The organism is Legionella gresilensis, assembly GCF_900639865.1.
Lineage (GTDB): Bacteria > Pseudomonadota > Gammaproteobacteria > Legionellales > Legionellaceae > Legionella_C > Legionella_C gresilensis.
The window spans coordinates 38,228-51,943 of record NZ_CAAAHX010000015.1 but is presented as its reverse complement, the minus strand read 5'-3'; the positions used below and the strand labels follow the sequence as shown (position 1 = coordinate 51,943).

Sequence of the window (13,716 nt, the reverse complement as noted above, 5' to 3'; positions counted from 1 at the left end):
ATATTTTCTTTTTTAAAAAATTATGGGCAATTAATTAACCCAACTTATTTTGCAATGTAGCATTATTTAGCTCTCCTTTCTGAACTTCAAGTTGAGGTGGGGAAAATAATAGCATTCCTCTATAATTTGTATAGAAATTTTTAGGATTAGTAGGCAAGCTCACTATATTTTCTAAAGTGTATGATTTAGCAGGTTTTTTGCTAACTCTACTAGCAAATTCTTTTGCTAATGAATGAACAGTTATTTTATTTTCCAGTTGATTAAATATGGATTTAAATTGAGTAAATTCTTGATCGAAGTAATCAGATGATTTATTAGAAAAATCTTTGCTAATGTTTTCCTTAAACCAAGAAATTACTTGCTCTTCAATAGCCGATATAGGTAGCGAAGTTTTTTGAGCATAAGTTCTAAGTAAATCATCATAGCTGTTTGCTAAGCTACCCATTTCTTGAGTATTACTAAAATGTAAGTCATTTACGCCCAAATACAAAAACCTTGCTAAGCAAAGTTGTCTTAATAGCCAGTCTAAGGGCATATTATTATGTACAACAATCACTGAAATATTTTTAGCACCATTGTTCTTGAGGTTCGTAATGGCTTGGCAAAGCGTACTTCCAGTTGCTGTTTCATCATCGGTAATTAGATATTTATCATAGGCATTAATACCAATATCGCCTACATTTAAATTATTAATAAGAGCACTATCATCTTGATGAGAATCTCGTTGTTTTTCTCCTAAAATACGTGATTCAGATAATTTCTTACCTAATATATTTTGTAAATGTAAAACAAGTTCTTTTGTCCGTTTGGTAGCGCCAGCGTCAGGTGTTACTAAACGTAATTGTCCTTTTGTAGCCTCTTTAGATTCATTAAGCCAATCGGTTGCCAATTGAGTTGATATACTAATAAGGGCTGGAACCGCTGTGCCTTTTATTTTTTTTCCTGTATAAGTTCCCGACATCGTATGGTTATCGTGACATTCTGCAGTAATAACTTGGTTTACGCCTGCTGCCTCTAATAATAAGCCATTTTGCTGTACATAGGCGCCAGTTTTTCCTTTGGGATTATTTTCAGCTTTATCAGAGCGAGCATTAAATTGATAAGGATTAATGAAATTAATTTTTGCAGCCCCTCGTAGATGGGCTTGCCTGGCAATCATTGCTGCTTCAAAGAAGTAAGCCGAAGCACCATTTTTTTGATACTCAGCTATTGCAGCAGGGTTGTCAGGATTAGGCCGAGTTGATTGCACAATAGTTACTACCGAGCCAGCAATGTTAGCCTCACTAGGAATTGTAGCCTTATCACCTTGTCCTTCTGTAAAATAAAGTTTAACTTTTTCTCCCTTTAGACGAAGTTCAGCTGCTATTTTTTCTGCTAAAGGCCTATTTGCTTGACAGCAAAGTAGTATATGCGTTTGTTCTTGTTCAGGAATATGAATAGAAGAAGCTGTATTGTAGAAATGATCAAGCAGGTTACTGTGATTTAAATTAAGCTTGGACCAAAGCTGATTTAAATAACTTCTACGAGTAAAGTGCATTACTTGCGAATCAATTGTTGCGGTATTAAATTGTTCGTTTGGTAATTGCAAATAATTTAATAATTCGTTTTTATTAAGTTGATAGGAAAGGTGATTAGACCTGGGTTGCTCAGATATTATAAGTGGTATTGTTGCATTTATATTAGTCTCATCTAAAATCCCTTGATAGTTTTTATCATAAAAATAAATTTTATTAGCACCACTTGCCTTAAATAACTTCGTAAGCAATATATTGAAATCATTAGGACATAAAATTGGATGAAACTGTTCAGGGAGCGCAATCGTAATTTTTTCAGCGCCTTGTTCGTAGGCACAGCGGCAAAGTTGCAGTGCTTCATAAAGTAAGGCAAGAGGTGAATAATTGGCGTGTTGTACACCAACATGAATATTAATATTTTCGCCTGTAATTTCAATATCAGGAGAAATAATAGCAAAGGGATCGCCAGTGGAAAAAATCTTAAAACTATTACGCGCTACTTTTTTAGGATCAATTTTCCAAGTCTGGACTGGGCAGCCCTGATTATAAAAATTAATGAATTTGCTAGATATCAATTCGTCACTGGTTTTAAAAAAGATTCCTTTTTTAGCAAATTTATTTTTTGATCTATTATGATTAAGTGTTAAAAGTCGACTTATATCAAATTGCTGGGCTTCAACACTAGTTTGTTTGGAAGGACTCATATTTACCTCTTAGTTATTCTGAAGAACTTCATAATAATTGGATCTAAGAGGATGAACACTCCGTCTTAAATACGGGGGTCAATTAGCTATCGCAAACAAACTAGATGCTAAGTTGGTACTTAATGTATTAACTTATATCTAAAACTTTTTGGATCATTTCACGCTTAGTACAAGTTTCTAATTTTAATTTTACGTGATTAATATATTCTTCTACAGTTCTATGTGAAATAGCAAGTTTCTTAGCTATTTGTTTAGCTGTAAAACCTTTTACAGTAAATTCAAGGCATTCTTGCTCTCTGGGGGTTAATAAGACATTACCTAGATTTAATTTTAGTGCTTGACTATCTTCTGAATTATTTTTAGGCAATAAGCCAATATCAGTTAATTGAGTGATAGCATTAGCTAATGAATGTTCGCCTAAAACAATAGATATCCCTAAAGTGCCCTGTAATCGATATGCAAAATTATAACAAGGAAATTTAAAGGATAAGAATTGTAGTGATTTACCATCTAGACGTGTATTAAATTCATCAAAAATTTTAACTGATTCTTGTTTTAAAGTTGATGCGCAGTTATCTAATAACTGCTTAGCACTTGCCATTGAGACAGCAAAAATGGTTTTACCTATTGCATGACTTGATGAATTAAAACCACAAATAGTTGCGCCTTCCTCATTGATTTTCACTGTAGCGCCCTTTACATCAAGCAGGTAAACACTATAAGGAAGTGCAAATAGTTCAGCTAGATTGATTAACAAATCACTATTTTTATTATTTTTATTTTTTACGTCATAAAGCAGCAATCCATTTTGGTATTTTGTAATGCCGATATTAGCGGGCTCAATTGATTCTGCAAAATAAGGTTTCACCTTTCTCTCCCGTAATTAACGCGGGGAAACAAACTGATTAAAAAGTATTAGCATTCTAACAATTAAAGATAGTGAGGTGAACATGAAAATTATTCTATTAGCAGGCGGTCCTGGTAGCGGTAAAAGTACACAAGGACTAGCGTTAACAGCTATTAATAAAAATTTTATTCATTTATCCTTAGGTGAAACTGTACGTCAACTTCTAAAAGATCCAAGTCATCTTATTAGCAAACAATATGCTACCAGTATTAGCCAAGGCCATTTATTACCTGATGAGATAATTCAACAAATTTTAGCTGAGGAATTAGCGAAACCTAACTATAAAGATAAAGTTGTTTTATTAGATGGCTATCCGCGAACACTTTCACAATACGAGGCTCTTAACAAAATCTGGGGAAAGCCCGCTGGTATAATTCATTTAGATATAAATGAAGAGATGTTGGCAGTACGTATGCAATCACGTAATAGTTCACGCGCTGACGATAATGATGATGCCATTAAACAGCGCTTAAAATTTTATCAAGAAAATACCAAACCTGTATTGGAGAAAATTAAAAAAGAATTAGGGAAGGATAGTATTACCATCGCTACTAATGACTCTATACATGCAACAAGTATTTTTATTTATTCGCAGTTACAAAGAATAAAAGAAATTCATCCCTTATTAGAGAAAGATCAAGTATCTCTGCAAAAACCAATTTCAACTAGCATTAAACCAATTGGTTTATCTTCTTTATTTATGCAATGGTGGCATACTGGCCTTGAATATAGTTCTATTAAAGCTGTTCAAACTCAATATCAAACTCAAAACTTCTCATTTTCTATTTTTAATAAACAGGTATTTTATTTAGAAACGCCTGAAGAAATAAAAAAAGTTCTTACAGGAAAAAGTCACTTAGGAAATGTCTATCGTCATTTCTCCCAAGCTGCTCAATTAAAATATGACTTTGTAGCAACTGATAGCGGTGATTCTCATTCCTATCAAAACAACAATCAAATTAACGTATGGAAATTAATTCATAATGCTTTTGGCCAGGTATTAAAAGGTGATCGTCAGTGCATAGAGCATTTAACTGATAAGCACTTAAATAATACTTTTTTTGCTAAAAAAGTATTTGAATTAGACACGACTTTCGATGATTTTTTCTGTGGGTTCTGGGCTGAATATCTATTCGGCCAGGCAATATCGCTTGAGAGTTATCAGCAAAATCGAAATCAATTACTAACTGTTATGAGACAATGCTTTTACAATAATTATTATAAAAGTTTAGATCCAATCGGATTAACTACCTGGGTTTACAGTTACTCAGTTAATAATCTATTGACAGAAGCTAAAAAAACGATTCAAACATTTATTAAAAATTCCTCAGCTGATTCAATGGTAAAACGTTTTGAAGATGCCTTATTAAGGATTAATGAGCAAGAAAAGCTAGGATTAACGAAAGATAAAATTGCTGAAATTCTTAATGATTGTGTATTTGATTTAATATTTGAGCCTGATTTTCTAGAAAATGTGATGTATGAAGCCTTAGCATTTGCAATTAAAGAAAATGCAGACTTACACGATCCTGCTGTTCGTGAAAAGGTTTATCAACAGGGGATGAATAAGGGTTACCTTTTCCCTATCCGTTCAAGAATTTTAGATGAAGCGGTTACTTTAAATAATGATAGTATTCTTCCTGCTGGTAGTGCGGTATTTTTAGATTTAAAAACAGCAGGGCTTTATCATTCAACGGGTGCAAGGCGCTGCGTTGGTCAAACTTTTACCTATCATTTTAAAGAACATTTTTTTAAGCAGCTTGAATCGGTTGAATTTAAAGTTAAAGAAGTTACCGAGCCTTTTGAAAGACAATCAGGAAATGAGAATGTGCCTATTTCCTCTGAACGCTTGAAGGTGAGTTGGCATTTAAAAAGAGATGAAGCAATGCGTCACATGCCACATCATACTTATAAAGGCAATAAATTTTTTGATGTCTTGAGTTTGCAAGAAAATGTGGGTTTAAATCAAAAAATCACTAAGCAGCTTTCATTAAAAATACAACACTTTGTAGAAAAAAATAAAATCTGTTGGCAGGATTTAGTAATAGTTAGCCCCGAGGTTCGTGGTATTCCTATTGCTGCTCAAGTTGCTGATCGCTTAATGTTGCCACTTTTTGTTATCCGTAAAAAAGGCAATAACAAAATGGCTGAAGAATTTGTTCAACTGCAATCTTTTGATAAAGGGTATAGAGATAAGGATACCGTTGAATTGCCTAATGAAAAAATAAAAATATTAGCAGGTAAAAAAATAATTTTTATAGATGACGGTTTAGCAAGTGGTGGAAGTGCTAATGCCTGCGTTCAATTACTAGAAAAGCAGTTAGATAAAGAGTGTCAACCTGCCAAAGTAGTAATGATCTTAGCGGCCCTTCAACATGATTATGTTAAAACAACGCCAAAGCTATCTGAGCACCGAACTGTTAAAACCTTGTTTGATTGTCGCTCTAAAAAAGATAGTTCTGAGGTAGATAAAATTAACCAAATAGTAGAGATGAAATATGCTTGATGGTTTATTATTTAACTATTTTTTCTCTATAGCCAGGATTACTTTCCATAAAATAGATTACCTGTATAGGTAGTTATTAAAGGAATAGAAATAACTTAACTTTTAGAAGATGGGTTGTAAAAAATAAGTGCACATCAATATAATTTGCAATAAAATGCACTCACAAAAATTAAGGGAGATACAGTATGAGATTATTTTCACATATTGCTAATTCAAAAACAAAGAGTAGATTTGCTAGCTTTGATTTAGCATATGTTTTTAAATGTTGAGCTGAATTAGGGTTAGTTAGATCATTAAGCGTAAATCAACAAATTTATGTGAGTCGCTGCTGACAGTAACAATTCGAGCATGGCTCGAAGCTTCTAATAATGGCAGCAATTGTGCAGTTAAAGTAAATGTTCCCAGGTGGTTTGTACCCATTATTAACTCAAATTTATCTCTTGTTTTTTGGCCAGGACTAGTGTTTAAGATAGCAGCATTATTAATTAAAATATCAATTCGATCATAAGATTTTTTAATATTGTTACAAAAATAATAATGGAAGCTAAGCTAGATAAATCTAATTCTTCGATTTTAATATCTGCCAGGGGAATAAACTTTTCTATATTGTTCTTTGCGTTTTGTGCTTTTTCTAAATTTCGGCAAGCCATAATTACTTTACTACCTCGGACTGCTAAGGCACATGCTGTTTCATAACCTAAAACACTATTAGCCCCAGTAACAATCGCTATTTTACCAGACAAATTGGGAATATTTGCTTCGGTCCATCGCATTTGCTTAATTCCTATAAATGAAAATCAAACAAAACTATATAAAAAAATATGTGATAAGTAAAAATTTTCAAAATTCATTTTTTAAATTAATAACTTAGTTTAATATCCACTTTTTTAAAAACAACTAAGGATTAGTCATGTCAAAACTTGAAGTTTGCGGTATTAGTTTTGGAGTTGGAGCTGTTGGCGGCGGTGTAATCGGTGGCGCTACGGGTATAGCACTTGGAATTTGGGCTTGCGTTGAATTCGTCCAACCTGCCTTGGCTGGCGTTGATGGGATTAGTGAAAGCGGAGCAAGTGCAATTACAGCTGCAATTGCTTTATTGGGTGGTTTAGAAGCCACCTTTGGCCTAGGTGTATGCGCGGGCGGTGCAATAGGTGCAATTTTAACACCTGTTGCTACAGGTGTCGCATACTGTGCAAGTAGTGTAATTGAAAATACTAAATGCCCAAGTTTTACTTTTTTTGGTAAGAAAAGTAAAGCTCAAGAGTCAATACCTGCTCCAGAGGTAACAGGATCACAGTTGGCTGTATAGTCATTTAAATTTACAATTTTTTATCTTAGAGCTATGCGGTTTAAATACCTTCAATAAACTTAGTTAGATTTTTACTTATAATTGGAGTGGATTTGCACCCTATATGCACCTTGTTAAAGCAAGAGTAGGTTGGGCCACTTGGCCCAACATTTACTCCTTAAAATAACCAAGAGGCAGCTTTTTTCAATCTCTTAAGTTTACTGTAAAAAACAAGGGGCACCAAAATGCATGATAGTTTTATTCAATTGAGGTTGAAAAGACCTGCTAGTGTGATAGAAAGCTTGAGGGCGATTCCATTTCTTTATTAATATATCCCTATATATCTATGAACAAAATAATATTTCATTTTAATAGGTTAATAATATATCTAATACAATGGTATGTATGCTTATATATCCATTTATAATGAATTTGCACTCTGTAAAAATTGAAGAGCTTATGTGTTTAGAATTAGTAATTGTAAAAAAGTTAAAGTAAATTAATTTCAGTAGCAGTAATTACCCCCCCCCATCGCCTTATAGATATACATCTATGAAATTAAACATTTTTCTCCCACTATTGAGCAGGAATTATAGGTTAATTATGGTATTAATTTATACATACTATATTTATTATATAATTAAAGTATAAATAATTGACAATAAGAGTATTTATATGCCTAGAAATCACACCGTTGTTGGAAATCAAGAATTATTCAAGAGGTGGTCGGAACAAAAAAATCAATGGGAAAAAATTTTTGATGGAAGTATAAATGAGCTAAAAGCAAACGACCTTGCCGAATTAATAAAATCGTGAAGTGATTTTATAAATACAACTAAAATTATTGTTGGAAATAGGACGCACATTGCAGGTAAAGAATTGCATATATCATATGCTAAAGTATTTTTACAAAAAGCTGCACTCTTTTTTGGTGTAGAGTATTCTGATAACGATGTGTCTTTACCATTGTCAAGTCAGCTAACAATTGAATTACTTAAAGCCTCAGCTCGCCCAGTGGTTAATTTTAGAAATCCTCAACTTTATAAATGCCTATAGGAACGAATATATGAGCTAAGAAAGTCAAAGGCTGAAACTTATTTAGAACAAAATCCTAAAATTTTTTCCAAAAATATAAATTTTATTAAAATTACTGAAATTCAAAATAATATTAGAAAAAATATTGACGAACACGCTGAGCTTCAGCCGATTCTGGATGAAATTAACAAGGTCATTCAAGAATCAAAATTACAATGGATAATGCATGAGCAGTCGAGTATAAAAAAAGAAGAAAAATCCACATTAAAATGTCAAGTTGAGTTAAATTGTTTAAGTCAAATAGAAGCCATATTGAGTAGAAATTTGAAAGATAAACAATTAAAAGAACCTAAGGTAGTTGCAGATTGTAAGCAGGACCTAGTGAAATTTACCTCTGAAACATATGAATCTAATTTGAAGGAAATTTTAAAAAAAATTGAAGAACATTCATATAATTTAGGTATAGGAGGAGGTAGTGAAGGATATTCGCATAGTGCTTTTAGAATAAGAAATATTATTAAAGAAGCGTTGGATGACGTGAATAAAGGAAAGCTTATTTCACATAGTAAATATTCTCGAATAGCATTCGATGTAGAATGTGAATTAACTGGAAAGTTAAAAGTAACGAAAGGAGTTACATTTTTTGGTTGGGGTAAGCGAACTGCTTCAACAGTCAACTTATATAACGATATCCTAACTTCCTTTTTTCCTATCATTAAACTTCAACATGCATCTAAACCACCTATGGAAAAGAGCTATAAAGATACAGGCTACCATATTGACGAAACCAAATTTACCAAAGGGTAATATTTAAATTGGTATTGATCTTATTTCATCCATATAAGAATATAATGAGTGTAATTTTAATTATATCGCATGTATTAAGTCCACGATTGAGAGAAATTCTTTTCTAATATATTCCTATATACAACCATGCGTAAAATGTCATTAAATTGCAAGCGCTTAAGTTAGCATTAGATGCACTGGCGTATACACTCATGTTAGCATTTACAATAAATTTGCACTCCATATGCACTCTAATATTTAACAGTTTAATATTTTTTGATGTTTAAAATAGTGTGGAAATTGAGGCATGCACTTAGTTTTATTTAGAGACCGAATTGCAAGCAAGAATTAATAGCTCCCTTATACAAAAATTAATACCTAAGGAGAAAATATATGATGTGCGTGATGGGCATTTAAAAGGGTTTTTAATTAGAGTTTATACTACAGGAGTATGACTTATGTATGCAAATATAAAAAGGGTAGACGTATTAACCTTGGCAGATTAGGTGTAATTACACCAGCACAAGCCTATAAAAAGCAATGGAACTTTTAAATAATAAACATACGGGTATTGGGCCAATGTGCCAAAAGGGAATAAATAAACCAAAAACATTTACTAAAATTGCATTTTAAAAATACACTCTAAAAGGGAATTGCCATTTAAAATAATATAGAAGGAAGTGTAATTAATAAATGTTGTATTGATTATAATTTATCTTTCAAAACCTAATGGGTTAAGCCATTGTTAATTTTTATTGTTAACAATGATAGCTAAATTAACGCGTCAAATTAAATCACTCTTAAGTTTCTTTGAGACTAATTCTGACACTGATATTGACAATTGAATAACTTTATTTGAAATACAGCTTAATAAATGACTAGGATACTTACTTAATTAGCGAGAACAGTAAATAGCAGTAGAATTTCCAAAATTCAAAATAGTAATTATCCAGCAAAGTTAAGTTTATAGCTAATATAACTAATTAACTGAAAATAAGTTAACTAATTATATAAACAGACTAGTTTTCATGAGATTTCCTTTGTTTTAATTTAAAGTGTATACTTCTATTAAAACTGGAAACTCTTTCTGTTTAAAGTAATATATCCGATTACATTAAAACTAAAGCACGTCAAGTTTATATCTGGTACATTTTGTTATGCTGAATGCTTTTATACTCCTACTTTACCATTCTACATCCTTGTAATTCCTCATTTAAGACGTTTAATTGTTCGAGCTTAAGTTGTTGTATTATCGTGTGAGCCCGAGAAGGTAGTTTGTCCTCATAATCTTTCATCTTCTCCATAGACTTAAACAAACTAAATTTAGTTAAGAGTTGATCTGTACGTCCATATCTTAAGCCTGTGAAAGAGAAACCTACTTTATTGGCTTCTGCCAAGATTTGATCTAAATTACGGCCTGTATCATCTACCATGACTATATTATATTTTACGCCTAAGTAGGCTAAAAATGCCGATAAACATTTTCCTTTGTTTGCGCCGTCACAATAGATTATTCCATTTTTATAAAAAGGTTTTCGAGTTGGATCGCCAACATCTAATTCAATAACTTCATTACTGAGAGTTGTGAAACTAATTCCTACCGATTTTAATTGCGCTTCTGTTATTTCTGATAAATTGACACCGCGTGCAGTTAAACCCATGATGGGTAAACCAACATCCTTAAGTACCTTTAGGACTATAGCCGTTTTATCTTCAACAGATTTAACTTGGATAACAGTTTGGAGTAAGTCACAAAGTTCTATGGTAAGTTGTCTTGCTTTGTTTGCATCAGTTAAAACCTTTGACCCATAGGAAAATACTTCAGCAAACCACTTATCACTAGCTAAACCTTTTACTCTTGTCGGTCTAATTAAAGTGTTATCTAGATCAAATGTCCCTAGCGTATTAAAAGAACAGTACTTTAATACATCTCTTATCTCATTACTTTCTACAATCAAATTTTCTTTTGTTCTGTCTTCGCTCATATTAGTACCAAATTTAACTATTAGGCGCGCTATATTATCAAATGTTATTAATTTGATCAAAAAAAGATGTTTATTGTCTAATAAGGCGTATTTTAATCCATTATGTAAGCTTAAGCTCTGTGAAATCTTAGAAATAATTTAGAAGATGCTCATTACAACTGATAATGAGAGATGTCCACTTTTTAAGCTGCAATAATAAATCAATAATCTATAAATCTACCTGTTTATTAGTCTTTAGTTGGAATAAATATAAAGGGAGTAGGGACCCACTTGCAGTTGCTACAAGGAAGAAAGTTTTATACAGTTGATAAATATTATCCCTAATCTGAGAAGAACAAACTTATTAATTAAGTAATGAAACATTCAATTTGCACCTTATAATAGGAGAAGCAGGGGAGAAAAAAAACGTAAGTGTTTGATTGGTGGCTATGGGTAGACTCGAACTACCGACCTCAGCATTATGAAGGCGACTTAGATTCTTTTATGGTAAATCTACATGTACATCATGAATAAAATATGTATTTATTTCAATAACTTAAGAAAATATTTAATACATTGGTATGTATTCTTATATACCCATTTATAATGAATTTGCCCTCTATATGCACTCTTGTATTATTGTTAATTCTGAAAAGATCATACTACCTCTTTAAAGAGGTGAAATAAAATTTATTTTAAATTACTTGGGAATAAATAGAAAAAGCTAATTAAGGCTTCGCACTAAGGCGATATAGTAAAGCCGCCTTTCGTTGCTAAGAGCATAAAATCAACCGATTGAAAAAATAGATTTTCTTAGAGATTTAAATAAAAGCATTTAGCAAATAAAACCTTATAAAATTAGGTTAGTTTCTTCTGGACTTGAGCTGCATATTCCTCATCTAAAGATTCTAATATTTCTTTAATTACTTCTATTGTTTTTGAATGTTTTTTGTCTTTATTTTTATTGAGATAATCAAGTAAGCCCTGAACAGAGCTTATGCTTGAGTTTTCTATAAGTTTTTTCATCTTAGTAATGGAGGCACTATATAATTTATAATAAATTTTTTTAAATAATTCAAATAATATATCATGGGGCATTTCTTTAGATAAATTTTGGAATCTTTGAAAAATAGCTGTGTTATTAATCTCAGCATTTTGCTTAGAAAAGACCCCGTATATTAATCTTGTGGAGCTAGTCGTGGGGCGATGGGCAGCATTTAAATTATTAATTTTTTCTAAAATATCAGAAGCTAATATCTGTATTTTTCCTAGCCCTAGATTCATGGTTCTATCGTTTATAATATCAATTAATTGATTAATATAAGTAATTATGTCTAGCGCTTTTTTGTAAATATTTATGCGATCTTGTGGTTCAGATGTTTTTGCTTGCTTCAAATAATTTTTAATCAGCGCTTCATGACAAGTAATAAATCTATGGCACAAATGTTTAAAGTTCATAGAAGGCCAGGCAAAGGGCAACTCTTTAATTTCTGGAGGTATTCCTTCTTGCAATTGTTTAGGCTGTAACTGAAAGATGCGAGCGTTTGGATAGTCATCATAGTCTAATGATTTATAGAAATAATCAATAGCCTCTTGATAGAGAAAGGTAGCTTCTTGACAGTCAGCGGCATCGTATTTTTTTCTTCCTTCTTGGAGGGCATGCTCATATAATTTGTTATAGATATCTTTTAAATCAAACTGGCTATCTTGCTTTGTTTGTGTTTCAAATTGGTTAGCTAATGCTATTATCTGTTTACATATCATAGGATCACACCTATGGAAATTATATACATCTCTTATAACTCGATTAATTAGACGTTTGATTGAAGTGTTTAGTTCCTTGGGAATGGGGTCTATTTGTGCCCTAGTTAATTTACCAAGGATAATTCTTAGATGGTTTAGAAAGAAAGAGATATTGTCATTGCTAATGTCTTTATTCTGAGAATAGGCTCTATTAGCAGCTAAAATCATTAATTGTGCTGCCTTGATATGGTCTTCTCTTGATGGGTCTTGAATTAATACAATTAAGCTTATGCTTTTTGATAAGATATAATTATATATTTTATTAGAATAATTATTATCTAAGAGATTAATTTCCAAAAATTTCAATATTGTGTCGTAGTCGGCTACTGATAATCTTATATGAGAATCAACATTTGAGTGCGGCTTTTCTAAAGCTATTAAATTCTCAATTTCTTGCATTTTTTTAAGTATAACTTGTAGTTGTTCTATAATTTGAGGCTGAATTTCAGTAAGCTTATGCAAAGGAGCCTGGTTTAATGCTAATAAACTGTTAGTAATAGTTTTCCTTAATTGAGTAAGGTTATACACTAAATTAATTTTTGCTGCTATCTCTGCTCCTTCTTTAGTTTGCTCTAAAATTGAAAACTTTCTTTTTCTTGTAGTCTCGGTTTTAAGAGAAAGAGGGAGGTTTTGTTGATTTATATAATCATCACGTGCTGCTTGTAACAACTCTTGTAGATTTCCGATAATATTTTCATCGTGAATGAAATTGCTAATTTGTCTACCGCCACCTTTAATATCTTCCAATAATAGATCTGGAATGTTTGAATTCATGCCCGCTTTAAGCTTAGGTAAATTTATAGATAATTGTCGTATTAAAGTCATATTTCCCCTAGGATTTGTAACTCCCTCGTTTACGCGTCTTACAAAAGAATAAAGGGATTCAGCTAAATCCTTATATGTATCTTTCTGCACTGCACTAAGTAAATATTTATAAAAATCCACGACTGCATCAATAGTTAGGGATTCATGAATGACTAATTCATTTTGGTCTTCATCAACATTAGGCATAAAAATACTCAAAAATCTTACTACATAGGACAAAAATATATCATACCATATATTAATTTTTCAATTTAAGGGTGGTTTTACGGGGCGAGGGTTATAAAATTATTAACTATTGAGCTTAAGGAGCAAATGTAGTCATCCAGGTTTTAGTTTTACTACTCCCTGTTAAATACTTATGTGATAAAATACGTTCTTTGGATA

The 13,716-nt window shown here is 31.8% G+C and carries 9 protein-coding genes; 3 read left to right on the top strand and 6 right to left on the bottom strand.

The window, feature by feature from the left end:
- Positions 1-34 precede the first annotated feature (34 nt).
- A complete protein-coding gene (locus tag E1P04_RS15110; protein ID WP_131783726.1) occupies positions 35-2,218 on the bottom strand; it encodes a ribose-phosphate pyrophosphokinase-like domain-containing protein in 2,184 nt (727 codons plus the stop codon).
- A 127-nt stretch (positions 2,219-2,345) separates the two neighbouring features.
- A complete protein-coding gene (locus E1P04_RS15105; RefSeq protein WP_131783725.1) occupies positions 2,346-3,086 on the bottom strand; it encodes a helix-turn-helix transcriptional regulator in 741 nt (246 codons plus the stop codon).
- 82 nt (positions 3,087-3,168) lie between these two features.
- On the opposite strand from E1P04_RS15105, the gene E1P04_RS15100 reads away from it, so the two are divergent.
- The gene (locus tag E1P04_RS15100) at positions 3,169-5,631 is read left to right on the top strand and encodes a nucleoside monophosphate kinase (RefSeq protein ID WP_131783724.1); all 2,463 of its coding nucleotides are present in this window, start codon (positions 3,169-3,171) and stop codon (positions 5,629-5,631) included.
- A gap of 285 nt (positions 5,632-5,916) precedes the next feature.
- On the opposite strand, the gene E1P04_RS18415 is transcribed toward E1P04_RS15100, so the two are convergent.
- Both E1P04_RS18415 and E1P04_RS15090 read right to left on the bottom strand, forming a co-directional pair.
- Complete coding sequence (locus E1P04_RS18415; protein WP_427853492.1) at positions 5,917-6,102, bottom strand: Rossmann-fold NAD(P)-binding domain-containing protein; 186 nt, start codon at positions 6,100-6,102, stop codon at positions 5,917-5,919.
- 14 nt (positions 6,103-6,116) lie between these two features.
- Complete coding sequence (locus E1P04_RS15090; protein ID WP_131783723.1) at positions 6,117-6,404, bottom strand: SDR family NAD(P)-dependent oxidoreductase; 288 nt, start codon at positions 6,402-6,404, stop codon at positions 6,117-6,119.
- 137 nt (positions 6,405-6,541) lie between these two features.
- Here E1P04_RS15090 and E1P04_RS15085 point away from each other — a divergent pair, with 137 nt between their 5' ends.
- Together E1P04_RS15085 and E1P04_RS15080 are read left to right on the top strand one after the other, a co-directional pair.
- Positions 6,542-6,940, top strand: coding sequence for a hypothetical protein (locus tag E1P04_RS15085; RefSeq protein ID WP_131783722.1), 399 nt, complete (start codon positions 6,542-6,544; stop codon positions 6,938-6,940).
- A gap of 1,236 nt (positions 6,941-8,176) precedes the next feature.
- Complete coding sequence (locus E1P04_RS15080) at positions 8,177-8,761, top strand: hypothetical protein (protein ID WP_131783721.1); 585 nt, start codon at positions 8,177-8,179, stop codon at positions 8,759-8,761.
- 1,157 nt (positions 8,762-9,918) lie between these two features.
- Here the strand turns inward: E1P04_RS15080 and E1P04_RS15075 are convergent.
- Together E1P04_RS15075 and E1P04_RS15070 are read right to left on the bottom strand one after the other, a co-directional pair.
- The gene (locus E1P04_RS15075) at positions 9,919-10,725 is read right to left on the bottom strand and encodes a DUF2608 domain-containing protein (RefSeq protein WP_131783720.1); all 807 of its coding nucleotides are present in this window, start codon (positions 10,723-10,725) and stop codon (positions 9,919-9,921) included.
- Between the two features lie 837 nt (positions 10,726-11,562).
- On the bottom strand, positions 11,563-13,452 hold the full coding sequence (locus tag E1P04_RS15070) for a hypothetical protein (protein ID WP_131783719.1): 1,890 nt from the start codon (positions 13,450-13,452) through the stop codon (positions 11,563-11,565).
- Positions 13,453-13,716 lie beyond the last annotated feature (264 nt).